The following is a 25,229-nucleotide window of genomic DNA, read 5'->3' on the forward strand; positions in this document are numbered from 1 at the left end:
GGCCGACCGTTACTGCACGGGCTTCGGCGGCGGCGCGTCGAGCATCGACGGCGGCGTCATGTCGGTCGGCACGCCGTGATAGTCGGCCGGATCTTCCGGCGGGTGGCCGCGGCGGGCCTGACGAGGATCGCTGGTGCAGCCGGCGAGAAGCGCTGCGGCCAGCACGGCCAGCATGAAACGGGGCATCGGTTAGGGCTCCGGAAATCGGCGCGCCCATCGCGCGCCACGACCGCGCCGAGTCTAGCGGAAATCCGGTTTCGGAGGCGCGCCGCGCATGTCCTACTATGTACGCATGGCGCTGTGCCGAGGAAAGGAGGCTGCCATGTCGTCTGAGGAAATTGCGGGCCTGATCGGTCTGTTCATCGGTCTGATGGTGCTGGTCGCGCTGTCGTACTTCGAGTCGCGCGAATACAAGCGGAGCCATGACGGTGAAGGGATGATCCACCACTGGATGGCGGAACACCACCTGCTCGACTGGCGGCGCAAGCACTGAGCGGGCCGCCCCGCTGTCCGGCCCGTGTCGAACCCGGGCCGTTCGCGAACGTGCCATCCCGTCGCACGGCAGGAGCCTCGCATCGTCGAAATTAACAGGGCCGGATACACACGTTGACTGAACGCAAGAACGCCGTCGCGCGGCAGGCTGCCGCGCGACGGCGTTCGCTTGCGCGCGCCCGGGACGGGCGCGACGCGATTCACACTACTCAGCCCAGAAAGTGACGGGCGTAGCGCGCGTTGATGTCGGACAGGCGGAACAGCGTCAGGAAATCCGCGCAGTTGAAGTCGGGATCCCAGGCCGGCGCGCCGCAGATCTTCGCGCCGAGACGCAGGTAACCCTTGATCAGCGGCGGCGGCGCCACGGCGACGCCCGTCTGCAGTTCGTCGACCGGCAGTGCCGTGTGCGGGAACGCGCGGTACTCGGGCGCCGTCAGCGAGCTCGCCGCCAGCGACTGGTACAGGTTTGCCGCATAGTGGCCGCCGTCGGCCATCGACACGCTCGCGCAGCCGAGCATCGTCTCGTAGCCGTTCTGCATCATGTACGCGCCGAGACCACCCCACAGCGCCATGATGACGGCGCCGCTGCGGTAGTCGCTGTGCACGCACGAGCGGCCGACCTCGACCATCTTGCCGCGCAGGTGCGTGAGGCGCGACAGGTCGAATTCGCCTTCGGCGTACAGGCGGCCGACACGCGCCGCCTGGTGCGGCGGCAGCACGCGATACGTGCCGACGACCTTCAGCGTATCGAGATCGCGAACCAGCAGGTGGTCACAGTACGCATCGAACGGATCGACGTCGAGACCGGAGGGGCCGCTGACCTGCGCGCCCATCTCTTCGGCGAACACGCTGTAACGCAGGCGCTGGGCTTCACGCAATTCGTCTTCGGTACGGGCCCACGCCGCGCGCAGGCGATACTCGGATGTGACGGTTTCAGCAGCGCGCGGCAGGTGGCGCCGCGACGTATCAAGGGGCAGCGAGGCAAAGGGGAGCGTAGGCGTCGGCAGTTCTCGCATTAGGCTTTCCTGGTCGTAAGGAATAGGACGACATGCCCGCCAATGTAGTAATCGGCCGTGACCGTTATGTGGCACGACCGTGTCCTTTCAATGACGTGTCGCCGAATTGACTTTAGCAGAAAGCTTGCGAAACGGTATGACGAATCCCTTCAACCCCCTTCTGGCCGGCTTCACGCCAGGTCCGGCGTCAATACCGCTCGCAGCACGGCCTGCCGGCCGCCGTCACGCGTGCGGCTCGCGAGCCACACGATTCCGCCCTTCTTGATGCTCCAGCTATCGTCGCCGCCGGCGATCAGTTGCGCGGCGACGCTGCCAAGCGTCGGCTGGTGCCCGACGACTACGACCGTCGGCGCGATGCCTTCCGGCCAGCCGGCAGCCGCCAGCACGTCGTCGACGCTGCCGCCCGGTGCGAGCGCGTCGACGGTCCGGTACTGGTCGGTCAGCGCCTCGACGGTCTGCACGGTGCGGGCCGCCGGGCTCGCGAGGATCACGGCGTTCGTCTCGAGCCGGCCACGCAACCATTTGGCCATCGCCTGCGCGTCCTTGCGGCCACGAGCGGTCAGCTGGCGCGCGAGATCGCTCGTTGCATAGTCTTCGGCTTCGGCATGGCGCCACAGGATCAGGTTCATCATGATGTTCTCCTTGCTTCGGCGAGCGGCCCCGCGCACGTGCGTGAGGGCCGGCCGCTCATCGTGCGAATTGTCGCAAATCGTGGCCGGTTCACCGCCGCGGCATTTACCCGCATATCGCGATTGACCGAATCAGTAATTAGACGATACAATCTTTGGCTCGTCGGAGCGTAGCGCAGCCTGGTAGCGCATCTGATTTGGGATCAGAGGGTCGTAGGTTCGAATCCTATCGCTCCGACCAAAGGAATCAAGGGGTTACGGTTAAACACCGTAGCCCCTTTTCCATTTCTGGATCATCGAACCGGCCGCGCGGATTCCCGGCTCGCGGCAATCCTGTTCATTGTAGGGATCAATTGGGGCGTCGATGCGACAACGCGTCGACCTCTGCTGCATCCCGCCCCCACAAGCGCATCGCTTCAGCTGCGGACACGCCGGATCGACCGCAAGTCGGGTTGCCGACGACCCACGCGGCCGGCGATACCGCCCGCAGCCCGCGCGCGACACATCCGGGAACACGCGATAATGCGCGTGAACAACCCGCCTCAGCGCATGAAAAACAACATTCTCAAGACCGCCCTCTGCGCATCGCTGCTCGCGCTCGCGACCTCCGGCGCCGCATCGGCCAAGGCGCTCGACGACGCGCTCGACTGCCATTCGACCGGCCACAAGTTCGTCGCGCCGCTGCTTGCCGCCGGCGACATCCAGTCGGAGCCGATGCACGTCGAGTCGAATTCGGTCAACGCATTCCGCACGAACCGCTCGCTGACGGCGTACGGCTTCGGTGTCTATGTCGTGCTCGGCTACCAGGCGAACGACCCGATCTTCCGCACGGGCGACGGCACGCCGATCGGCGAATGGGCCTACGGCGTCGTCGTGCGCGGCACGAAGAGTGCGGTGGAGGAAGCCGCGCGCAAGGCCGGCAGCGACGCAACCGTCAAACAGGCGTTTCCGTTCCTGACCGCGATCGTCTGCTCGTCGGATTGAGCGGCCGTCAGGACGATCATGCGGCCCCCGTGAGGGGCACACGCCACAACCGTCCCACTCGCCCCTTCCGGGCCCCTCTATCGGTCTGTTACGCGCCGGTATACACCACGCGATACGGGATACCGACCTTCTCCCACTCGGCAGCCTCCTGGCTGAGGCTGTAGTCGGTCAACGGGTTCTGCTCGACCCATGCGCTCGGCAGGCGCACCTCGTACCCGCCCTTCTTCATCTGCGAAACGGAAATATCCGGCAGCCCCGCATCGGTCCGGCGCCGGCACAGCAGCGCCGCCAGCCGCAGGCAGAACAGCAGCGGCCACTCGACCTCGCGCGCCTGCGACAGCTTGCCGAGCTTGCCCGCGTGACCGAGCACGAGCGCGGCGAGCCGCGCCTGGTCGGTGCGCGAAAAACCCGGCATGTCCGCGTTGCTCGCGATATAGGCCGAATGCTTGTGATACGCGCTGTGCGAGATCGACAGGCCGATCTCGTGCAACGCGGCCGCCCAGCCGAGGAACATCCGCGCTTCCTCGCGCGCCTCGTCGTCGGCTTCCCCGAGTTCGTCGTAGAAACGCGCCGCGAGCGCGCCGATCCGCTCGGCCTGCGCGCGATCCACGCCGTAACGGCGCGTGAAACCCTCGACGGTCACCGCGCGCATGTCCTCGTGCTGCGTCCGGCCGAGCAGGTCGTACAGCACGCCGAGACGCAGCGCACCGTCGGTCGTATCGACGTAGTCGACGCCGAGTTCCTCGAACACCGCGAGCATGATCGCGAGGCCGCCCGCGAGCACCGGCACGCGGTCGGGCTTCAGCGCGATCAGCTTCAGCCGGTTGACGTTCTCCGACTTGATCAGCGCGCGCTTCAGGCGCTCGAGGCCGCCGCGCGAAATGCCGTGCGTGATGCCCGGATCGTTGAAGCCGTTGGCCTCGACGAGCTCCGCAAGCGCGCGCGCGGTGCCGGACGAACCGATCGCCTGGTCCCACCCGGCCTTCTTGTACTCGCTCGAAATGATCTGGATCTCGCGCTTGGCCGCGAGTTCGGCCTGCCGCATCGTGTATTCGTCGACGTTGCCGGCCGGAAAGAACGTGCGGCTGTGGCTCACGCAGCCGATATAGAGACTCTCCATCACGATCGGCGTGTAGTGCGAGCCGATGATGAATTCGGTCGAGCCGCCGCCGATGTCGACGACGAGTCGCTTGCCGGCGCTCGCCGGCACCGAGTGCGCGGCACCCGCATAGATCAGCCGCGCCTCTTCGCGGCCCGCGATCACTTCGATCGGGAAACCGAGCGCCGCTTCGGCCTCGCCGAGAAACTCGCCCGCGTTCTTCGCGACGCGCAGCGTATTGGTCGCCACCGCGCGCACATGATCGGGATGGAAATCGCGCAGGCGCTCGCCGAACCGCTTGAGCGCCTCCCAGCCACGCTCCTGCGACGCGCGATCGAGCATCTTGTCGCTCGACAGGCCGGCGGCGAGCCGGACGGGCTCGCGCAGCGCATCGACGGGATAGATCTGGCTGCCCGCCGACGTTTCCTCGACGCGGCCGACGATCAGCCGGAAGCTGTTCGAGCCGAGATCCACGGCAGCCAGCAAGTGGGGGGTTGTAACCATCAGAATGGGGCTCCGTGCGCGTTCTCCCGCAGCAGCCGGTCCGGCAACACGGGGCAATCAGTCAAAGGCGACATTTTAAGCGTGGAACGCTTGCCATTGCCACGCTTCACGGGCATGCACACTGCTCGATTGTATATAGCCGAAACATTTATGCGACGAAATGGTTCCGGCGTAGAATTTGCCGATATAAAACCATTATCGTCATCAGCACGTCATCGTACCGTGAGAGTTTCCGAGCGTCCTTTCGAATCATCGCCTGAATCATCCCCTACTCTGCCGATGTCCGTCCGTTACCCGCTTCTCAATCGTGAACTCGGCATCCTCGGTTTCAACGAGCGCGTGCTGGCCCAGGCGGCCGATCCGCAAGTTCCGTTGCTCGAACGCCTTCGCTTCATCTGCATCACCAGCAGCAACCTCGACGAATTCTTCGAAGTCCGGATGGCCGGCCTTCAGGAGCAAATCCGCGACAACCCCGGCGCGATGACGCCCGACGGCATGTCGTTACAGCATGCTTACGATCTCGTCGTCGAACGCGCGCAACGCCTCGTCCATCGACAGTACACGATGCTGCACGAAACCGTGCTGCCCGCGCTCGAACAGGAAGGCATCTACTTCCATGCGAGCGACACGTGGAACGACGAGCAGCTCGAATGGGCGCGGCGCTACTTCCTCGACGAACTGCTGCCCGTGCTGACGCCGATCGGCCTCGATCCGGCCCACCCGTTCCCGCGCGTGCTGAACAAGAGTCTGAACTTCGTCGTCGAGCTCGAAGGCCGCGATGCGTTCGGCCGCCAGGCCGTGATGGGCATCGTGCAGGCGCCGCGCGCGCTGCCGCGCGTCGTGCGCGTGCCGCACGCGCTGTCGGGCTTCGAGCACGGCTTCGTGCTGTTGAGCTCGTTCATGCAGCGCTTCGTCGGCGAACTCTTCCCGCAACTCGTCGTGAAGAGCTGCAACCAGTTCCGCATCACGCGCAACAGCGAGCTGTTCGTCGACGAGGACGAAATCACGAACCTGCGCGTCGCGCTGCAGGGCGAACTGCCCGCGCGCCACCTCGGCAACGCGGTGCGCCTCGAGGTATCGGCCGACACGCCATCGCACATCGTGCGGCGCCTGCTCGAGGAAAGCGAACTCGGCGACAAGGACTGCTATCGCGTGACCGGGTCGGTGAACCTCGTGCGCCTGATGCAGATTCCGGATCTCGTCGACCGCCCCGACCTGAAGTTCGCGCCGTTCGCCGCATCGACCCCGCCCGCGATCGCGAACGCGCCGACGATGTTCGACGCAATCGACGACGGCGACATCCTGCTGCACCACCCGTACGAGAGCTTCCAGCCCGTGCTCGAGCTGCTGCAGCAGGCCGCGAAAGACCCGAGCGTCGTCGCAATCAAGCAGACGATCTACCGCACCGGCACCGATTCGCCGCTGATGGACGCGCTGATGGAAGCCGCGCGCAACGGCAAGGAAGTGACCGTCGTCGTCGAGCTGCTCGCGCGCTTCGACGAGGAAACCAACATCAACTGGGCGTCGCAGCTCGAAGCCGTCGGTGCGCACGTCGTGTACGGCGTGGTCGGCCACAAGTGCCACGCGAAGATGATGCTGATCGTGCGGCGCGTCGTGCAGGCCGGCAAGGCGTCGTTGCGCCGCTATGTGCACCTCGGCACCGGCAACTACCACCCGCGCACCGCGCGCCTCTACACCGACTTCGGGCTGATGACGGCCGACCAGAAGATCTGCGAGGACGTCCATCACGTGTTCCAGCAACTGACCGGGATCGGCGGCGAACTCACGCTGCACGAGCTGTGGCAGTCGCCGTTCACGCTGCATCCGCGCATCATCGAATCGATCCGCGCGGAGATCGACAACGCGCGTGCCGGCAAGCGCGCGCGCGTCGTCGCGAAAATGAACGCGCTGCTGGAGCCGACGGTGATCGCCGCGCTGTACGAAGCGTCGCAGGCCGGCGTGAAGGTCGACCTGATCGTGCGCGGCGTCTGCGCGCTGAAGCCCGGCGTGCCGGGGCTGTCGGAAAACATCACGGTGCGCTCGATCGTCGGCCGCTTCCTCGAACATCACCGGATCTACTACTTCCACGCGGGCGGCGCGGAAGACGTCTATCTGTCGAGCGCCGACTGGATGGACCGCAACCTGTTCCGCCGCGTCGAAGTCGCGTTCCCGATCCGCGAGCGCAAGCTCAAGCGGCGCGTGATCGCCGAAGGCCTGTCGGTATGCCTCGGCGACAACCAGTCGGCGTGGCAGATGCACAGCGACGGCCACTACCGCCGGCGCCGCGCAGGCAAGACGATCCGCAACGCGCAACTTGGATTACTCGCGAAGTTCTGCTCGTGAGCCGGCGGTGCGGTGCCGATCGCGCGCCGCGCGGCCAATAAAAAAACGCAGCCGGGGCTGCGTTTTTTTTTCGGACCGACATGCCGTTACGCGATCATGCCTCGTAGGCGGCCGGCCGGATCGCGATGATGCGCGAGCCCGGGAACCGCGCGGTGAACGTGCTGCCGCGCCCTTCCTCGCTCTGCACGTACAGGTGCGCGTCGTGCCGCTGCAGCACGTGCTTGACGATCGCGAGCCCGAGCCCCGTGCCGCCCGTATCGCGCGAGCGGCTGCGATCGACGCGATAGAAGCGTTCGGTGAGCCGCGGCAGGTCGGCGGCCGGAATGCCGAAGCCGCTGTCCGTGACGGAAAACACGCCCTGCGCACCCTCGCGCCGCCACGACACGACGATCTTGCCGCCGTCCGGCGTATAGCGGATCGCGTTCGTGACGAGATTGGCAAACGCGCTGAACAACTCCGTCTGCGCGCCCGTGACGCCGAGCGTCTCGTCGATCGTGAACGCGATGTCGTGATGCCCGTTCGACAGCGTCTGCGCATCCTCCCTCAGATGGTCGAACACGGCGCGCATGTCGATCGCGCGATCGGCCGGAGGCTTGCTCTCGCCCTCCAGTTTCGCGAGCACCAGCAAGTCGGTGACGATGTGCCGCATCCGCGACGCCTGCTGCTCCATCATCTCGAGATAGCGGGCGCGGTCTTCCTCGTTCAGCGGCAGCTCGCGCATCGTCTCGAGAAAGCCCGACAGCACGGTGAGCGGCGTCTTCAATTCGTGCGACACGTTCGCGACGAAGTCGCGCCGCATCGCGTCGGTGCGCTCGAGCTCGGTGATGTCCTGCGTGAGCAGCAGCTTGCGGTTCTCGCCGTACGGAAACACCTGCACGGCCAGCACGTTCTGCCGCGAATCGCCCATGCCGCGCATCACGAGCGTCTCGTCGTAATGCTGCGCATTCAGGTAGCGGACGAACTCGGGATGACGCACCAGGTTCGTGATGTGCTGGCGCAGGTCGCGCTTCGCATCGAGGCCGAAATGGACCTCGGCAATCTCGTTGCACCACTCGATCTGGTCGTGGTCGTCGAGCATCGCGACGCCGTTCGGCGAGGCCTGGATCGCCTGGATGAAACGCGAATGCTGCTGTTCGACCTGCCGCACCTGCGCATGCCACTGTTTCGCGAGCTTGTGCAGCCGGTAGTAGATCTCGCCCCAGATGCCCGGCGCGCTCGGCACCTCGCCGTAGACCGGCGCATCGAGCAGCCGCCACAGACGCTGCGTATGGAAGGTGCTGAAAAAGCCCTGCGCGACCAGCATCACGGCCACGAACACGATGCCCGCGGTCGGGCCGGCGAAGACGCCGACCAATACGCCGATCAGCACGAGCAGCACGAGCGACACGAGAAAGCGCGCCCAGATGATGTTCATGATTCAGCGCCCGAAAGAATGAACGGCACGCCGTGGCACACGGCATGTCCGGATACGTTACGCGTGCTTCGCGAGCCGGTAGCCGCTGCCGCGCACGGTCTCGATCATCGCATCGCAGCCGGCCGGTTTCAAGGCCGCGCGCAATCGTTTGATGTGCACGTCGACGGTGCGCTCCTCGACGAACACGTGGTCGCCCCACACCTGGTCGAGCAGTTGCGTGCGGCTGTGCACGCGCTCCGGATGCGTCATGAAGAAATGCAGCAGGCGGAATTCGGTCGGGCCGAGATCGAGCTTGATCTCGCTGCCTTCCGCATGCGCGGCGACGCGATGCGTGGCCGGGTCGAGGCGCAGCCCGTTGATCGACACGACATCCTCGGTCAGCTGCGGTGCGCGACGGCGCAGCACGGCCTTGATGCGCGCCATCAGTTCCTTCGGCGAGAACGGCTTCGTCACGTAGTCGTCCGCGCCGATCTCGAGGCCGAGCACCTTGTCCTGCTCGTCGCCGCGCGCGGTGAGCATGATGATCGGGATGTGTTTGGTCCGTTCGTTGTTGCGCAGGTCGCGCGCGAACGCGATACCGGACTTGCCCGGCAGCATCCAGTCGAGCAGCACGAGATCGGGCAGCACGTCGCTGATCAGGTTCTGCGCCTGTTCGGCGTTGTACGCACGGATCGGGCAGTGACCGGCGTGCTGGAGATTCACCGAGATCAGTTCGGAAATCGCGGGCTCATCTTCAACGACGAGAATGTTGCTGGGCATCGGCACCTCTTTTCTTCCTGTACGTTGTCGTGTTAACTGTTGGCTTCACGGTCGAGCGTGTCGCGCGGCTGGTGCCGCACGTCCGTGCCCTTCACGATGTAGATGATGAATTCGGCAATGTTCTTCGCGTGGTCGCCGATCCGTTCGATCGCCTTCGCGATGAACAGGTAATCGAGGCCGACCGAGATCGTGCGCGGATCTTCCTGCATGTACGACACGAGCTTGCGCACGAACGCGCGGAATTCCATGTCGATTTCCTTGTCGTCCTTGACGATCTGCGCGGCGGCCACCGTATCGAGACGCGCAAACGCGTCGAGCGCGCGGCGCAGGATCGTCACGGCCATCTCGCCCGACACCTTGATCTCGGCGATGTTGACCGCACGCGCGGCCGGCTCGTCGACCAGGCGGCGCACGCGCTTCGCGATCTTCTCGGCCTCGTCGCCGGCGCGCTCGAGGTTCGTAATCGTTTTCGAAATCGACATCAAAAGACGCAGGTCGCGCGCGGCAGGCTGCCTCCGCGCGATGATGTTGCCGCATTCCTGGTCGATGTCGACTTCCATCGCGTTCAGCGTTTCCTCGGCCGCGATCACCTTCTCGGCCGTATCGCGATCGAATTCGTTCAGCGCGTGCATCGCGCCGACGATCTGCGACTCGACGAGCCCGCCCATTTCCAGCACTTTCGACGACACGGCATTCAGGTCCGCGTCGAACTGGCTCGACAGATGTTTATCCGACATGGCTGTGTTCTCCGTCATCAGCCGAAGCGGCCGGTGATGTAGTCTTCCGTTTCCTTGCGCACCGGCTTGATGAAGATCTTTTCGGTTTCGCCGAACTCGATCAGCTCGCCCAGGTACATGTAGGCCGTGTAATCCGAACAGCGTGCGGCCTGCTGCATGTTGTGCGTGACGATCACGACCGTGTAGTCGCTCTTCAGCTCCGCGATCAGCTCTTCGATGCGGCCCGTCGAGATCGGGTCGAGCGCCGAGCACGGCTCGTCGAGCAGCAGCACTTCCGGACGGATCGCGATGCCGCGCGCGATGCACAGACGCTGCTGCTGGCCGCCCGACAGGCCGTAGCCGCTCTGGCCCAGCTTGTCCTTCACTTCGTTCCACAACGCGGCCTTCGTGAGCGCCCACTCGACGCGGTCGTCCATTTCCGAGCGCGTGAGCTTTTCGAACATCTTCACGCCGAACGCGATGTTGTCGTAGATCGACATCGGGAACGGGGTCGGCTTCTGGAACACCATCCCGATGCGCGCGCGCAGCAGCGAGATGTCGCGCTTCGTCGTCAGCAGGTTCTCGCCGTCCATCAGGATTTCGCCTTCGGCGCGCTGCTCCGGATAGAGCGCGAACATCTTGTTGAACGTGCGCAGCAGCGTCGACTTGCCGCAGCCCGACGGGCCGATGAACGCCGTCACCTTCCCTTCGGGAATGCGCAGGTTGATGTTCTTCAGCGCATGGAACTTGCTGTAGAAGAAGTTGAGGTTGTTGACCTCGATCTTCGCGTTCAGCGGCGCGAGCGGGCGATCGTTCGTCGCATCGTGCGTGCCGGCGGGCGCAGCGGTGCGCTCGACGGGATTCAGGTGGCTCTCTGCCATATTCATCGGATTGCTCCGCCGTTACTTTTTCGAGAAGATCGAGCGCGCCAGGATGTTGAGTCCGAGCACCCCGAGCGTAATCAGGAACACGCCCGCCCACGCGAGCGACTGCCATTCCGCGAACGGGCTCATTGCGAACTTGAAGATCGTGACGGGCAGGTTCGCCACCGGCTGGCTCATGTCCCACGAGAAGAACTGGTTCGACAGCGCGGTAAACAGCAGCGGCGCCGTTTCGCCGGCAATCCGCGCGACCGCGAGCAGCACGCCCGTGATGATGCCGCCCACCGATGCGCGCAGCGTGATCTTCAGCACCATTTGCCACTTCGGCGTGCCGAGCGCGAAGGCTGCCTCGCGCAGCGCGTTCGGCACGAGCTTCAACATGTTCTCGGTCGTGCGGATCACGATCGGAATCTGCAGCAGCGCGAGTGCGATCACGCCGGCCCAGCCCGAGAAGCGTCCCGACTTCGCGACGACGAGCGCGTACACGAACAGGCCGACGACGATCGACGGCGCGGACAGCAGGATGTCGTTGATGAAGCGGATCGTGCCGGCGAGCAGGTTCTTCTGGCCGTATTCGGCGAGATAGACGCCCGCGAGGATGCCGATCGGCGTGCCGATCAGCGTGCCGAAACCGCACAGCAGCAGGCTGCCGACGATCGCGTTCGCGAGACCGCCGCCTTCGGTGTTCGGCGGCGGCGTCGATTCGGTGAACAGTTGCAGCGACAGGCCGCCAATACCGAGGTGCAGCGTCGTGTACAGGATCCACACGAGCCACAGCAGGCCGAATGCCATGGCGCCGAGCGATGCGGCGAGCGCGATCGCGTTGATGACCTTGCGCTTGCGCTGCAGGCGGTTGCGCATCGCGTCGAGCACGGCGCCGTCCGGCCCCGGGAAATTCATGATGGGCTCGCTCATTTCTTGCCCTCTCCCTTCTCGAGACGAAGCAGCAGCAGTTTGGAGATGGACAGCACGATGAACGTGATCACGAACAGGATCAGGCCCAGTTCCATCAGCGCGGACGTATGCAGGCCCGGCTGCGCTTCCGCGAATTCGTTCGCGAGCGCCGACGTGATGCTGTTGCCCGGCGCGAACAGCGACACGCTGTCGAGCAGGTTCGTGTTGCCGATCACGAACGTCACGGCCATCGTTTCTCCGAGCGCGCGGCCGAGGCCGAGCATCACGCCGCCGATCACGCCGGTCTTCGTATAGGGCAGCACGACCTTCCACATCACTTCCCAGGTCGTGCAGCCGATCCCGTAAGCCGATTCCTTCAGGAGCACGGGCGTGACCTCGAACACGTCACGCATCACCGATGCGATGTACGGGATGATCATGATCGCGAGAATCACGCCGGCCGCGAGAATGCCGATGCCGATCGGCGGGCCGGCCGTCAGCGGCCCGAGCACCCACACGTCCTTGAACAGGCGGCCGAGCGGTTTCTGGAAGTATTCGGCGAAGATCGGTGCGAACACGAGCAGCCCCCACATGCCGTACACGATCGACGGAATCGCGGCGAGCAGCTCGATCGCGATGCCGAGCGGACGGCGCAGCCACACGGGCGACAGCTCGGTGAGGAACAGTGCGATGCCGAAACTGACGGGCACCGCGATGACGAGCGCAATGACCGACGTCACGATCGTGCCGTAGATCGGCACGAGTGCGCCGTAGACGTCCGAGTTGGGATCCCACTCGGATTGCCACAGGAAGCCGAGGCCGAACTTCTCGATGGTCGGCATCGACGCAATGATCAGGGAAACGATGATCCCGCCCAGCAGCAGCAGGGTCACGATCGCGGCGAGCCGTGCGAGGCTGCCGAACAGAACGTCCCCGAGACGACCCGGCGCGCGTTGCTGCGCACCGTCGGACGATCGGGAGGACGTGTATGAAATATCAGACATGGGTGCCTGCTTTTGATTGCCGGGCGCCGTAACGCCCGGCTTTACCGCACACACTGCCCGACCGGCACGGCCGGGCAGCGAACCGCTGCATTGCTTACTCGGCGGCGACCGACTTGCCCGATGCGTCCGTCACCTTCGCCTTCCACTGCTTGCGGATTTCCGTCTCGACCGCCGACGGCAGCGAGATGTAGTCGAGGCTGTCGGCTGCCTTCTCGCCGTTCTTGAACGCCCAGCTGAAGAACTTCAGCGTTTCCGCGCCCTGCTCCGGCTTGTCCTGCTTCGCGTGCAGCAGCACGAACGTCGCGCCGACGACCGGCCATGCGTCCTTGCCCGGTTGGTTCGTCAGGATCTGGTAGAACGACTTCGACCAGTTCGCGCCTGCAGCAGCGGCCTTGAACGTTTCCGTCTTCGGCTCGACCACCGTGCCCGTCGAGTTCTTCAGCGCGGTGTAGGTCATGTTGTTCTTCTTCGCGTACGCCCACTCGACGTAGCCGATCGCGCCCGGCAGGCGCTGCACGAAGGCCGCGACGCCGTCGTTGCCCTTGCCGCCCGTGCCCGTCGGCCAGTTGACCGTCGTGCCTTCGCCGATCTTCGACTTCCACTCGTCGTTGACCTTCGACAGGTAGTTCGTCCAGATGAAGCTGGTGCCCGAGCCGTCAGCGCGGCGAACCACGGCGATGTCCGTATCCGGCAGCTTGACCTTCGGATTCAGCGCGGCGATCGCCGGGTCGTTCCACTTCTTGATCTTGCCGAGGTAGATGTCGCCGAGCACCGGGCCCGACAGCGTCAGTTCGCCCGGTTTCACGCCCGGCACGTTGACGACCGGCACCACGCCGCCCACCACCGTCGGGAACTGGAACAGGCCTTCCTTCGCGAGCTCGTCATCCTTCAGCGGAGCGTCCGAACCGGCAAAATCGACCGTCTTCGCGACGATCTGCTTCAGGCCGCCCGACGAACCGATACCCTGATAGTTGACCTTCGAGCCGCCGGACTGCTGGTAGTCAGCAGCCCATTTCGTATAGATCGGCATCGCGAACGTGCTGCCTGCGCCCGTGATGTCGGCAGCCTGCGCGGCAACGGCGAAAAGCGCGCCAGCCAGGCCGGCAATCGCGGTTTGCATCAATTTCATGAGACCTCCAGTGTGTGAGCGGATGACTACGGCACCGCGAAGGTTAGGGGCTCCTCATGACGGTAATGTGACAATCGATGAAACTGGCGTGACAGTAACATGACTGGTTGAAAGGGAGTAGCGGGGGTGGCGCGGGCGACGCCTGGGCGGCGTCAGAACGGCGATGGCGGCAAAAATTGCCTGCCTGCCGAAGATGGGGTGGACACCCCTTTTTCGGGGTACGCCGGCGGATCGTAGCGCAGCGTCGGCAGCACGGGAAGCCCCTGTCCGCAGCAGGCCAGATATCGGGGGTCGGAGGAAATCCTCGGTCAGACGATACGTTTGTCGACGCGACACTTTATAGGTATCGCAAACCTTTGCGTCTGACGAAATTGCGGCGCCCCGAAGGCGCCGCATGCCGGTTCACCGGAGCGCGGGCGCGCGGGCGGCAGGACGCCGCCCCGCGCCGATATCGTGCGTCAGGTCGTCGCCGCGCGCACCGCGTCGGCGATCGTCTCCGCATGGCGGACCGCATCGGCCGCCTGCTCCGCTTCGACCATCACGCGCAGCACGGGCTCGGTTCCCGATGCGCGGATCAGCACGCGGCCGCTGCCGGCGAGCGCGGCTTCGGCTGCGTCGATCGCCGCGCGAATCGACGCGCTGCCCTTCCAGTCCGCCCCCGGCTTCATCCGCACGTTGATCAACTTCTGCGGAAACAGCGTGACGCCATCGAGCATCTGTGCGAGCGTCCGGCCGCTGCGCTTCAGCGCGGCCAGCACGAGCAGCGCCGACACGATGCCGTCGCCGGTCGAATGCCGGTCGAGCGACAGGATGTGGCCCGAGCCTTCCGCGCCGAGCTGCCAGCCGTGCTCGCGCAACTGCTCGAGCACGTAGCGGTCGCCGACCGCCGCGCGGACGAACTTCACGCCGTCGCGCTGCAGCGCGACTTCGACGGCAAGGTTCGTCATCAGCGTGCCGACCGCGCCTTCGACCTTGCCATCGGTCGCGATCCGGTCCTTCACGAGCACGTAGAGGAGCTCGTCGCCGTTGTACAACCGCCCGGTCGCATCGACGACCTGCAGGCGGTCCGCATCGCCGTCGAGCGCAATGCCGAGATCGGCGTGGTTCGCGCGCACCGCGCGCACCAGCGCGTCGGGCGCGGTCGCGCCGACGCCGTCGTTGATGTTGAAGCCGTTCGGCGCGACGCCGATCGGAATCACGTCCGCGCCGAGTTCGTGGAACACGTGGGGCGCGATCTGGTATGCGGCACCGTGCGCGCAATCGATCACGAGCTTCAGCCCGCGCAGGTCGAACGCGGCCGGGAACGTGCTCTTGCAGAACTCGATGTAGCGGCCGGCCGCGTCATCGAGGCGGCGCGCCTTGCCGAGGCCGTCGGACGACGCGCATTCGAGCGGCTTGTCGAGCCACGCTTCGATCGCGGCTTCGGTGTCGTCGGGCAGCTTGTTGCCGTCGGCGGAGAAAAACTTGATCCCGTTGTCGTGATACGGGTTGTGCGACGCGCTGATCACGACGCCGGCCGACAGGCGCAGCGCACGCGTCAGGTACGCGACGCCCGGCGTCGGCATCGGGCCGGCCAGCATCACGTCGACGCCGGCCGCCGAGAAGCCTGCTTCGAGCGCGGCTTCCAGCATGTAGCCCGACACGCGCGTGTCCTTGCCGATCAGCACGGTCGGACGCGAGCCTGCCGCGACATCGGCCGAGCTGGCCAGCACCTTGCCGGCCGCGTAGCCGAGGCGCAATACGAAATCCGGCGTGATGGGCGCCTCGCCCACCGTGCCGCGAATGCCGTCCGTGCCGAAATATCGACGTCCCATAGCGAATCTTCCTCCTTCGTCTTCTGACTTATCGTTGCCGCGCGGCTTCGCGCACGGCATTCCAGACTTTCAGCGCATCGACCGTCGCCGCGACGTCGTGCACGCGCACGATCGCGGCACCGCGCCCGACCGCGCACAATGCTGCCGCCACACTCGCCGCGACGCGCTCCATCGGCGGCTTGCCGCCGATCACCACACCGAGCATCGACTTGCGCGACATGCCCGCGAGAATCGGATAAGCCCGCCCGTCGGGCCGCGCGGGTGCCGTGTCCGGCAACGCGGCCAGCAGTGCATAGTTGTCGTCGACGACTGCCTTGCCGAACCCGAAGCCGGGATCCACGCAGATCCGCTCCGGCGCAACGCCCGCGTCGCACAACGCCTGCGCGCGCGCGGCGAGAAACTCGCGCACGTCGGTCACGACGTCGCCGTAGTCGGGCTCGCCGACCTGCATCGTCTGCGGCTCGCCGAGCATGTGCATCGCGCACAGCCCGCTGTTGCCCTCGCGCACCGCTTCGATCGCGCCCGGCTGGCGGAACCCCCAGATGTCGTTGATCAGGTCCGCGCCGGCGGCCAGCGCCGCGCGCATCACGGCCGGCTTGTAGGTATCGACCGACAGCGGCACGTTCAGCGGCCGCAGCGCCTCGACGAGCGGGATCACGCGCGCGAGCTCCTCGTCAAGCGGCACGGGCGGCGCGCCGGGGCGCGTCGATTCGCCGCCGATATCGAGGAGGTCCGCACCTTCGGCAATCATCCGCTCGGCCTGGCGCAGCGCATCGTCGCGCGCGAGGAAGCGGCCGCCGTCGGAGAACGAATCGGGGGTGGCGTTGAGAATGCCCATCACGAGCGGGCGCTCGAACGTCAGTGCAAAGCGGCCGCACTGGAGCGGCGCGGGAATGGACGGGAAAACAGCGGAATCGGACACGAGCGACTGGCGTGGATGAATGCAAAACGGGCCGGTGTGAAGCCACACCAGCCCGTGAACGGTGCTACAGCGGAGATTATGCCGCAGGCGAAGCCGGCGCCGGCGCGTTGCCGGGCTTGACCTCGGCGCTGCTGCCACCGCCCGACGAATCGCCGCCAACCGCCGGCGAGCTCTTCGGCGAGCGCGGCGGACGACCTTCCATGATGTCGTTGATCTGATCGGCGTCGATCGTCTCCCACTCCATCAGCGCGGCCGTCATCGCTTCGACCTTGTCGCGGTTTTCGTCCAGCAGGCGCCGCGCGAGGTTGTACTGATCGTCCAGCACGCGGCGGATTTCCGAATCGACCTTCTGCTGCGTCGCTTCCGAGATCGTGCGCGTGAAGCCGCGGCCGAACGGCGACGCATCGTTCTCGTCGTCGACGTAGACCATCGGTCCGAGCGCATCGGTCATGCCGAAACGGGCCACCATCGCGCGCGCCGTCTGCGTTGCCTTGTTGAAATCGTCCGATGCGCCGGTGCTGACGAGATTCATGAACAGCTCTTCCGCCACCCGGCCACCGAACAGGATCGCGAGGCGGTCCAGCAGGTAGTCCTTCGAATACGTTTCGTTGTCATGCTCCGGCAACTGCCACGTGACACCCAGCGCACGGCCGCGCGGAATGATCGTGACCTTGTGCACCGGGTCGGCCTTCGGCAACAGCTTCGCGACCACCGCGTGGCCCGACTCGTGGTATGCGGTCGCGCGCTTCGCTTCCTCGCGGATCACGGCCGACTTGCGCTCCGGACCCATGAAGATCTTGTCCTTCGCGTCCTCGAAATCCTGCATCTCGACGATGCGCTTGCCGCGGCGTGCGGCGAACAGCGCCGCCTCGTTCACGAGGTTCGCGAGATCGGCGCCCGAGAAGCCCGGCGTGCCGCGCGCGATGACTGCCGCATCGACGTCGTTCGAGATCGGTACCTTGCGCAGGTGCACGCGCATGATCTGCTCGCGGCCGCGGATGTCCGGCAGACCGACGTAGACCTGGCGGTCGAAACGGCCCGGACGCAGCAGCGCCTTGTCGAGTACGTCGGAACGGTTGGTCGCGGCGATCACGATCACGCCCGAGTTCGCCTCGAAGCCGTCCATCTCGACGAGCATCTGGTTCAGCGTCTGTTCGCGTTCGTCGTTGCCGCCGCCCATGCCGGCGCCGCGATGACGGCCGACCGCGTCGATTTCGTCGATGAACACGATGCACGGTGCATGCTTCTTCGCCTGCTCGAACATGTCGCGCACACGGGCCGCGCCGACGCCGACGAACATTTCGACGAAGTCCGAACCCGAGATGCTGAAGAACGGCACCTTCGCTTCACCCGCGATCGCGCGAGCGAGCAGCGTCTTGCCGGTACCCGGCGGGCCGACGAGCAGCACGCCGCGCGGAATGCGACCGCCCAGCTTCTGGAATTTCTGCGGATCGCGCAGGAAGTCGACGAGCTCGGACACTTCTTCCTTCGCTTCGTCGCAGCCCGCGACGTCGGAGAAGTTCACCGCGTTGTTGTTCTCGTCGATCAGCCGCGCTCGCGACTTGCCGAACGAGAAGGCACCGCCTTTGCCGCCACCCTGCATCTGCCGCATCATGTAGAACCAGAACACGATGATCAGGATCGTCGGCCCGAGGTAGTACAGCGCGGACATCAGCGCGTTCGGCTCGTCGTCGGCCTTGCCGCTGACCTGCACGCCGTACTTCATCAGATCGCCGACCATCCAGATGTCGCCGGGCGACACGATCTGGTATTTCTGGCCATCAGCCGGAGTGACGGTGAGGTTGCGCCCCTGAACGATGACGTTCTTGACCTTGCCGCTCTTGGCATCGTCCATGAACTGCGAATAGGACACGCCTTCCTGAACGCGGGGCTTGTCGAACTGCTTGAACACCGTAAACAGCACCAGTGCGATCACCAGCCACACCGCTGCCTTCGAAAACATATTGTTGTTCAAAGCACCACTCCTTCACTCGTAGACGAGCGCCTACATTTTCCTTGCGGCGCCCCTCGGTCATTCTAATCCAGTCCGACCACCCCCGCCATAAGCATTGACAACCGCCGCGATAGCGCTTCGCTTGTCTGGCAAGGGCCGGAGCCCGTTTGCGGCACCCCGCTCCGCGTCACCGCGGATGCTTCAGATGCCGACCCAAAATGAACGTTTCGGACGATTTGTCGCGGGACGCCTTGGGCTTGCGCGGCGCGACAGTCTTAAACTGCTGTTTGAATTTCTCGACGATCTGGCTGTAGCCGCTGCCGTGAAAGCATTTCACGAGCAGCGCGCCATCCGGCTTCAGATGGTTCTGCGCGAATTCGAGCGCCAGATCGCAGAGATGCTCGATGCGCGCCGCGTCCGCCGAGGCCACACCGGAGAGGTTGGGGGCCATGTCAGAAATAACAAGGTCCACCGGACGACCTTCGAGCACTTCCTCGAGCTGGTGGAGGACTTCGTCCTCGCGGAAATCGCCCTGGATGAAGTGGACGTCGGCGATCGGCTCCATCGGCAGCAGGTCGAGCGCGATGATCGTGCCGTCGATGCCGCCTTCGCGCCCGGTGTCGCGCTTCTTGCCCTGCGCGAGCTTGTTGCGGGCATACTGGCTCCAGCTGCCCGGCGTCGCGCCGAGATCGACGATCACCTGGCCCGGACGGACCAGCTTGTCCTGCTCGTCGATTTCCTTCAGCTTGTACGCGGCGCGCGCGCGATAGCCCTCCCGCTGCGCCATTTTGACGTACGGGTCGTTGATGTGGTCGTGCAGCCAGTGCTGGTTAAAACGGTTTTTTGCCATTCGAGAGAGAGATTGCTGCCATTTGCTTCGTGAAGCCGCGCTTTTAGCGGATAATACGCGTCTTCTTCGCGCGGCTGCGGCCCCTTTTCAGGCCCAAGCCGCGATTTTACGTGGTTTCGGCGCACGGCTGACGCGGTAACTTCCCGCGATCGCTTTTCAGGCCGCGTGCCCTTATTTAGATTTCGACATTTCCATGCCCGCCCTTTCGCTTTCTCCCGCCGAGCGCTCCGCGCTGCGCTCCCAGGCCCATGCGCTCAAGCCCGTCGTGCTGATCGGGGCCGAAGGGCTGACCGACGCCGTGCTAAAGGAAATCAAGGTGCACCTCGCCGCGCACCAGTTGATCAAGATTCGCGTGTTCGGCGACGAACGCGACGAACGCGTCGCCATCTATGACGAGATCTGCGACCGCCTGAGCGCGGCGCCGATCCAGCACATCGGCAAGCTGCTGGTGATCTGGAAGCCCGAGGCCGCCGCAGCGGCCCCGGCACGCGGCCGTCGTGCCGGCACGCTGCCGAGCGCGGCCGAAGCCGCCGACGACAGGAAAGGCCGCGCACCGCGCACCGTCAAGGTCGTCAAGGTGTCGCCGAACGCGAGCCCCGTGCGTCGCCCGAAGCCGACGAAGGTCGTCGTGCGCGGCAACGAGCGCGTGACGGCAGGAGGCAACGTGAAGCGCGCGAAAAAGCGCCAGGCAAGCACGAAGCGGCCGTTCCAGGACAAGTAAATCGAGTCGCGGCACGGGTCACCCCGTGCCGCGCTGCCTGCGCGGCGCTCAGGCGTCGCGCGCCGGCAGACGCCAGATCAGCATCAGTCCCAGCACGCTCTCGACGAGATAGAACACGCTCGAGACGCCGTGCAGCATCCCGAAACGACTCGCATACGGCGAGTTCGCGATATCGGTGCCCGCGTCCATCGCGGCCATTCGCAGCGCGTTCATGAACGGCTGCAGCGCAAAATACCCGACCAGCACGCACATGACCATCGCGGCGACGATCCAGCGCACGCGGCGATATTCGCTGCTGCCGCGCCGCACCTGCTGGTTCGACAACGCGAGCAGCAGCACGCCGCACACGACACCGAGGATCGCCTCGATACGGAACAGCTGGGCGGCGACCGAACCGGCCGTCATCCGCTCCAGCGTCTTGAACAGCACGGGCGCGACCGCATACCCGATCGTCAGCAGGCTGCCGACCCACACGGCCGACAGCAGACGGAACACGCGATGCGGCATCACGTCGCCCCGCTTCAGATGTAGCTGACCGAGATGATTTCGTATTCGCGCACGCCGCTCGGCGCCTGCACGGCCGCGACGTCGCCTTCGGACTTGCCGATCAGGGCGCGCGCGATCGGCGAGCTGACCGAGATCAGACCGTGATCGATATCGGCTTCGTCGTCGCCGACGATCTGATACTTGACGGTGTCGCCCGACTCGAGATCCTCGAGTTCGACCGTCGACGCGAAGACTACGCGGCCTTCGGCATCGAGCACGGTGGGATCGATGACCTGCGCGGCCGACAGCTTCGATTCGATTTCCGCGATACGACCCTCGATGAAGCCCTGCTTTTCCTTCGCGGCATCGTATTCGGCGTTTTCGGACAGATCGCCCTGTGCGCGAGCCTCCGCGATCGCGTTGATCACGGCCGGCCGCTCGACGGACTTGAGGCGCTGCAATTCATCGCGCAGTTGCTCTGCGCCACGCTTTGTCAACGGAATGGTGCTCATAAACGGCTCAATCGCTAAAAACGGCTTTAAAAAAAATCACCGCGATTAAGCGCGTTTCCGGCGAACCGGAAACACCGCTTAACCGCGGCACGTATTGCTTCAACAGGAAACTGACTGCTTAGTTTAGGCGAGCGTGAAGACCTTGTAAATCATAGACTTCCAGATCCTTCAGGTAGCGCAAGCCTTCGACGGCCGCGCGCGCGCCCGACATCGTCGTGTAGTACGTGACCTTGTGCGCCTGCGCGCTCATGCGGATCGAACGCGAATCGGCGATCGCCTGGCGCGTCTCGTCGACCGTCGTGAACACGAGTGCGATCTCGCCGTTCTTGATCATGTCGACGATGTGCGGACGGCCGTCCTTCACCTTGTTCACGACCTTCACCGGCACGCCGGCCGCTTCGATCGCGGCAGCCGTACCCTTGGTCGCGACGATCGGGTAGCCGAGGTCGTGCAGCATGCGCGCGACTTCGACGGCCTTCGGCTTGTCCGCGTCCATCACGGTCAGCAGCACCGTGCCCGACTCCGGCAGGCGCGAACCGGCCGCAAGCTGCGACTTGAACAGCGCTTCGCCGAACGTCTGGCCGACGCCCATCACTTCGCCGGTCGAACGCATTTCAGGCCCGAGGACCGGATCGACGGTCGGGAACTTCACGAACGGGAACACCGCTTCCTTCACGCTGAAGTACGGCGGCTCGACTTCCTTCGTCACGCCCTGCTGCGCGAGCTTCTGGCCGACCATCGCGCGCGCCGCGATCTTCGCGAGCGGCAGGCTGGTGGCCTTCGACACGTACGGCACCGTGCGCGACGCGCGCGGGTTCACTTCGAGCACGTAGATGATGTCCTGCTTCGAACCGTCCGCCTGCGGCACTTGCTGGATCGCGAACTGCACGTTCATCAGGCCGACCACGTTCAGCGCCTTCGCCATCGCGCCCGTCTGGCGCTTCAGCTCGGCGACGGTTTCCTTCGACAGCGAGTACGGCGGCAGCGAGCATGCCGAGTCGCCCGAGTGGACGCCCGCCTGCTCGATGTGCTCCATCACGCCGCCGATGAACACGGCTTCGCCGTCGCAGATGCAGTCGACGTCGCACTCGATCGCGTCGTTCAGGAAGCGGTCGAGCAGCACCGGCGAATCGTTCGACACCTTCACGGCCTCGCGCATGTAGCGCTCGAGGTCGCGCGGCTCGTGGACGATCTCCATCGCACGGCCGCCCAGCACGTACGACGGGCGCACGACCAGCGGATAGCCGATTTCCTCGGCGAGCTTGAGCGCCTCGTCTTCCGCGCGCGCGGTGCGGTTCGGCGGCTGGCGCAGGCCGAGGTCCTGCAGCAGCTTCTGGAAGCGTTCGCGGTCTTCGGCCGCGTCGATCATGTCCGGCGACGTGCCGACGATCGGCACGCCATGCGCCTCGAGGTCGAGCGCGAGCTTCAGCGGCGTCTGGCCACCGTACTGGACGATCACGCCGACCGGCTTTTCCTTGTCGACGATCTCGAGCACGTCTTCGAGCGTCAGCGGCTCGAAGTACAGGCGGTCGGACGTGTCATAGTCGGTCGACACCGTTTCCGGGTTGCAGTTGACCATGATCGTTTCGTAGCCGTCCTCGCGCATCGCGAGCGCCGCGTGCACGCAGCAGTAGTCGAACTCGATGCCCTGGCCGATCCGGTTCGGGCCGCCGCCCAGCACCATGATCTTCTTGTTGGTGGTCGGCTGCGCCTCGCACTCTTCCTCGTAGGTCGAGTACATGTACGCGGTTTTCGTCGCGAATTCGGCCGCGCAGGTGTCGACGCGCTTGTAGACCGGGCGCACGTTCAGCTCGACGCGACGGCGGCGGACGTCTTCCGGCGTCGCGCCGAGCAGCTTCGCGAGGCGGCGGTCGGAGAAACCGCTCTGCTTCACATAGCGCAGCTCGTCGAACGTCAGCGACGCCAGCGTGCGGCTCGCGAGCGCCTTTTCCTTCAGGATGATCTGCTCGATCTGCTCGAGGAACCACGGGTCGATCGCGGTTTCCGCGAAGATTTCCTGGGCCGTCATGCCGATGCGGAACGCATCGCCGACATACCAGATGCGGTCCGGGCCCGGCTCGTGGATCTCGATCGCGATCTCGTCGCGATTGGTTGACTTTTCGTCGAGACCGTCGACGCCGACTTCGAGGCCGCGCAGCGCCTTCTGGAACGATTCCTGGAACGTGCGGCCGATCGCCATCACTTCGCCGACCGACTTCATCTGCGTCGTCAGGCGCGAATCGGCTTCACGGAACTTCTCGAACGCGAAGCGCGGGATCTTCGTGACGACGTAGTCGATCGTCGGCTCGAACGACGCCGGCGTCTGGCCGCCGGTGATTTCGTTCTTCAGCTCGTCGAGCGTGTAGCCGACCGCCAGCTTCGCGGCGACCTTCGCGATCGGGAAGCCGGTCGCCTTCGACGCGAGCGCCGACGAACGCGACACGCGCGGGTTCATCTCGATGACGACCATGCGGCCGTCCTTCGGGTTGATCGAGAACTGCACGTTCGAGCCGCCCGTGTCGACGCCGATCTCGCGCAGCACCGCGAGCGACGCGTTACGCAGGATCTGGTATTCCTTGTCGGTGAGCGTCTGCGCCGGCGCGACCGTGATCGAGTCGCCGGTGTGCACGCCCATCGGGTCGAGGTTCTCGATCGAGCAGACGATGATGCAGTTGTCGGCGCGGTCGCGCACGACTTCCATCTCGTATTCCTTCCAGCCGAGCAGCGATTCCTCGATCAGCAGTTCGCGCGTGGGCGACAGGTCGAGGCCGCGCTTGCAGATCTCCTCGAACTCTTCGCGGTTGTACGCGATGCCGCCGCCCGAGCCGCCGAGCGTGAACGACGGACGGATCACGACCGGATAGCCGCTGCCGCCCGTCTCCGCCATGATCTCGCCGTGCACCTTGGTCGCCTCTTCCATCGAATGCGCGATGCCCGACTTCGCGGAGCCGAGACCGATCTTGGTCATCGCTTCCTTGAACTTCTGGCGGTCTTCCGCCTTGTCGATCGCCTCCGGCGACGCGCCGATCAGTTCGACGCCGAACTTCTCGAGCACGCCGTGGTGGTGCAGGTCGAGCGCGCAGTTCAGCGCGGTCTGGCCGCCCATCGTCGGCAGGATCGCGTCCGGGCGCTCCTTCTCGATGATGCGCGCGACGACTTCCCACGTGATCGGCTCGATGTAGGTCACGTCGGCCGTGTTCGGGTCGGTCATGATCGTCGCCGGGTTGCTGTTGACGAGAACGACCTTGTAGCCCTCCTCACGCAACGCCTTGCAAGCCTGCGCGCCCGAATAGTCGAACTCGCACGCCTGGCCGATGATGATCGGGCCGGCGCCGATGATGAGGATGCTTTTGATGTCTGTGCGTTTTGGCATGGCTTGTGAATTCAATAAGTAATCGTTGTCGTGGGTCGGCCGGCAGCGCTCAGCTCATGGTCGCGAGCGCAAGCTTCACCGAGAAACCGATGAACAGGCCGCCCACGCTGCTCGCCGCGCCTGCCGCAAGCTTGCGGCGACGGCGGAAGTGCTCGGCGAGCCGCGCGCCCGCGAAGATCAGCGTGCTCAGGTACAGGAAGCTCGCGCACTGCGCGATCGCCCCGAGCACGACGAACGACAGCGCGGGATGCGGGAATGCCGGGTCGACGAACTGGATGAAGAACGAGATGAAGAACAGGATCGCCTTCGGGTTCAGCAGGCTCACGATCAGCGCCTTGCGAAACGGTCGCTCGCCGTCGACCGCCTGCGGCGCGTCAGCCGGCGCATTGGCCGGCGCGCGCAGCTTTTGCCACGCGCCGCGCAGCATGCCGGTGCCGATGTAGAGCAGATACGCGGCGCCGCCGTACTTGACGACGGAGAACAGCAGCGGATTGGCCTTCAGCAGCGACGCGACGCCCGCGGCGGACAGCACCATCAGCACCGTATCGCCGACGAACACGCCGCAGGCCGCGCGATAGCCGGCCTTCACGCCGCGCTGCGCCGCGAGCGACAGCACGTACATCGAGTTCGGCCCCGGCAGCAGGATGATGAAGATCACGCCGAACACGTAGGTCCAGATATCCGTGATGCCGAGTGCGTGGCCGAACATGATGCGAATCTCCCGTTCTTCGGT

Annotated in this window: 23 protein-coding genes and 1 tRNA gene; 5 read left to right on the forward strand and 19 right to left on the reverse strand. The window is 65.3% G+C overall.

Annotation, left to right across the window (positions count from 1 at the left end; translation table 11 throughout):
- Window positions 1-9 precede the first annotated feature (9 nt).
- On the reverse strand, window positions 10-186 hold the full coding sequence (locus JYG32_RS07745) for a hypothetical protein (RefSeq protein ID WP_174380016.1): 177 nt from the start codon (window positions 184-186) through the stop codon (window positions 10-12).
- 136 nt (window positions 187-322) lie between these two features.
- Here JYG32_RS07745 and JYG32_RS07750 point away from each other — a divergent pair, with 136 nt between their 5' ends.
- Window positions 323-493: a hypothetical protein gene (locus tag JYG32_RS07750; protein WP_174380017.1), complete on the forward strand. Its 171-nt coding sequence runs from the start codon at window positions 323-325 to the stop codon at window positions 491-493.
- A gap of 208 nt (window positions 494-701) precedes the next feature.
- Here the strand turns inward: JYG32_RS07750 and JYG32_RS07755 are convergent, their stop codons facing one another.
- Together JYG32_RS07755 and sixA are read right to left on the reverse strand one after the other, a co-directional pair.
- Complete coding sequence (locus JYG32_RS07755) at window positions 702-1,508, reverse strand: GNAT family N-acetyltransferase (protein ID WP_047900365.1); 807 nt, start codon at window positions 1,506-1,508, stop codon at window positions 702-704.
- 170 nt (window positions 1,509-1,678) lie between these two features.
- Window positions 1,679-2,140: a phosphohistidine phosphatase SixA gene (sixA, locus tag JYG32_RS07760; protein ID WP_174380018.1), complete on the reverse strand. Its 462-nt coding sequence runs from the start codon at window positions 2,138-2,140 to the stop codon at window positions 1,679-1,681.
- A 161-nt stretch (window positions 2,141-2,301) separates the two neighbouring features.
- On the opposite strand from sixA, the gene JYG32_RS07765 reads away from it, so the two are divergent.
- Together JYG32_RS07765 and JYG32_RS07770 are read left to right on the forward strand one after the other, a co-directional pair.
- Window positions 2,302-2,378 (forward strand) — tRNA-Pro (locus JYG32_RS07765).
- A 308-nt stretch (window positions 2,379-2,686) separates the two neighbouring features.
- Window positions 2,687-3,121, forward strand: coding sequence for a hypothetical protein (locus JYG32_RS07770; RefSeq protein WP_213265205.1), 435 nt, complete (start codon window positions 2,687-2,689; stop codon window positions 3,119-3,121).
- A gap of 88 nt (window positions 3,122-3,209) precedes the next feature.
- On the opposite strand, the gene ppx is transcribed toward JYG32_RS07770, so the two are convergent.
- Window positions 3,210-4,724, reverse strand: a complete 1,515-nt coding sequence (gene ppx, locus JYG32_RS07775; protein WP_174380023.1) for an exopolyphosphatase — start codon at window positions 4,722-4,724, stop codon at window positions 3,210-3,212.
- 279 nt (window positions 4,725-5,003) lie between these two features.
- On the opposite strand from ppx, the gene ppk1 reads away from it, so the two are divergent.
- Complete coding sequence (gene ppk1, locus JYG32_RS07780; protein ID WP_174380024.1) at window positions 5,004-7,067, forward strand: polyphosphate kinase 1; 2,064 nt, start codon at window positions 5,004-5,006, stop codon at window positions 7,065-7,067.
- A 94-nt stretch (window positions 7,068-7,161) separates the two neighbouring features.
- On the opposite strand, the gene phoR is transcribed toward ppk1, so the two are convergent.
- The 11 genes from phoR to JYG32_RS07835 form a co-directional block, all read right to left on the reverse strand.
- On the reverse strand, window positions 7,162-8,481 hold the full coding sequence (gene phoR / locus JYG32_RS07785; protein WP_174380025.1) for a phosphate regulon sensor histidine kinase PhoR: 1,320 nt from the start codon (window positions 8,479-8,481) through the stop codon (window positions 7,162-7,164).
- Window positions 8,482-8,538: 57 nt separating this feature from the next.
- The gene (gene phoB, locus JYG32_RS07790; RefSeq protein WP_027787869.1) at window positions 8,539-9,240 is read right to left on the reverse strand and encodes a phosphate regulon transcriptional regulator PhoB; all 702 of its coding nucleotides are present in this window, start codon (window positions 9,238-9,240) and stop codon (window positions 8,539-8,541) included.
- 32 nt (window positions 9,241-9,272) lie between these two features.
- Entirely contained in the window at window positions 9,273-9,977 is a 705-nt protein-coding gene (gene phoU, locus JYG32_RS07795) for a phosphate signaling complex protein PhoU (RefSeq protein WP_174380026.1), read from the reverse strand.
- A 17-nt stretch (window positions 9,978-9,994) separates the two neighbouring features.
- Window positions 9,995-10,843 (reverse strand): phosphate ABC transporter ATP-binding protein PstB, encoded by an 849-nt coding sequence (gene pstB, locus JYG32_RS07800; RefSeq protein WP_213265206.1) that lies wholly within the window; start codon window positions 10,841-10,843, stop codon window positions 9,995-9,997.
- 15 nt (window positions 10,844-10,858) lie between these two features.
- A complete protein-coding gene (gene pstA, locus JYG32_RS07805) occupies window positions 10,859-11,752 on the reverse strand; it encodes a phosphate ABC transporter permease PstA (RefSeq protein ID WP_174380027.1) in 894 nt (297 codons plus the stop codon).
- Entirely contained in the window at window positions 11,749-12,735 is a 987-nt protein-coding gene (gene pstC, locus JYG32_RS07810; RefSeq protein WP_213265207.1) for a phosphate ABC transporter permease PstC, read from the reverse strand. The genes pstA and pstC overlap by 4 nt, the downstream gene beginning before the upstream one ends.
- Window positions 12,736-12,829: 94 nt before the next feature.
- Window positions 12,830-13,864: a phosphate ABC transporter substrate-binding protein PstS gene (pstS, locus tag JYG32_RS07815; RefSeq protein ID WP_174380029.1), complete on the reverse strand. Its 1,035-nt coding sequence runs from the start codon at window positions 13,862-13,864 to the stop codon at window positions 12,830-12,832.
- A 458-nt stretch (window positions 13,865-14,322) separates the two neighbouring features.
- Entirely contained in the window at window positions 14,323-15,678 is a 1,356-nt protein-coding gene (gene glmM / locus JYG32_RS07820) for a phosphoglucosamine mutase (protein WP_174380030.1), read from the reverse strand.
- A 28-nt stretch (window positions 15,679-15,706) separates the two neighbouring features.
- Window positions 15,707-16,648, reverse strand: coding sequence for a dihydropteroate synthase (gene folP / locus JYG32_RS07825; protein WP_213265208.1), 942 nt, complete (start codon window positions 16,646-16,648; stop codon window positions 15,707-15,709).
- A gap of 28 nt (window positions 16,649-16,676) precedes the next feature.
- Window positions 16,677-18,575, reverse strand: a complete 1,899-nt coding sequence (ftsH, locus tag JYG32_RS07830) for an ATP-dependent zinc metalloprotease FtsH (RefSeq protein WP_174380032.1) — start codon at window positions 18,573-18,575, stop codon at window positions 16,677-16,679.
- Between the two features lie 166 nt (window positions 18,576-18,741).
- Window positions 18,742-19,404 carry an RlmE family RNA methyltransferase gene (locus JYG32_RS07835; protein ID WP_213265209.1) on the reverse strand — a complete coding sequence of 221 codons (663 nt, stop codon included), beginning with the start codon at window positions 19,402-19,404 and terminating at the stop codon, window positions 18,742-18,744.
- A 193-nt stretch (window positions 19,405-19,597) separates the two neighbouring features.
- Between JYG32_RS07835 and JYG32_RS07840 the strand changes: the two genes are divergently transcribed.
- Window positions 19,598-20,125, forward strand: coding sequence for a YhbY family RNA-binding protein (locus JYG32_RS07840; RefSeq protein ID WP_069745677.1), 528 nt, complete (start codon window positions 19,598-19,600; stop codon window positions 20,123-20,125).
- A 48-nt stretch (window positions 20,126-20,173) separates the two neighbouring features.
- Here the strand turns inward: JYG32_RS07840 and JYG32_RS07845 are convergent, their stop codons facing one another.
- From JYG32_RS07845 to leuE, 4 genes are all read right to left on the reverse strand, one after another.
- A complete protein-coding gene (locus JYG32_RS07845; protein ID WP_213265404.1) occupies window positions 20,174-20,632 on the reverse strand; it encodes a DUF4149 domain-containing protein in 459 nt (152 codons plus the stop codon).
- A 14-nt stretch (window positions 20,633-20,646) separates the two neighbouring features.
- Entirely contained in the window at window positions 20,647-21,123 is a 477-nt protein-coding gene (gene greA, locus JYG32_RS07850) for a transcription elongation factor GreA (RefSeq protein WP_021163362.1), read from the reverse strand.
- Between the two features lie 118 nt (window positions 21,124-21,241).
- Complete coding sequence (carB, locus tag JYG32_RS07855) at window positions 21,242-24,496, reverse strand: carbamoyl-phosphate synthase large subunit (RefSeq protein WP_213265210.1); 3,255 nt, start codon at window positions 24,494-24,496, stop codon at window positions 21,242-21,244.
- 49 nt (window positions 24,497-24,545) lie between these two features.
- Window positions 24,546-25,205, reverse strand: coding sequence for a leucine efflux protein LeuE (gene leuE, locus JYG32_RS07860; RefSeq protein ID WP_048242433.1), 660 nt, complete (start codon window positions 25,203-25,205; stop codon window positions 24,546-24,548).
- Window positions 25,206-25,229 lie beyond the last annotated feature (24 nt).

Origin of the sequence: Burkholderia pyrrocinia (genome assembly GCF_018417535.1) — a bacterium.
GTDB classification, from domain to species: Bacteria; Pseudomonadota; Gammaproteobacteria; order Burkholderiales; family Burkholderiaceae; genus Burkholderia; species Burkholderia pyrrocinia_E.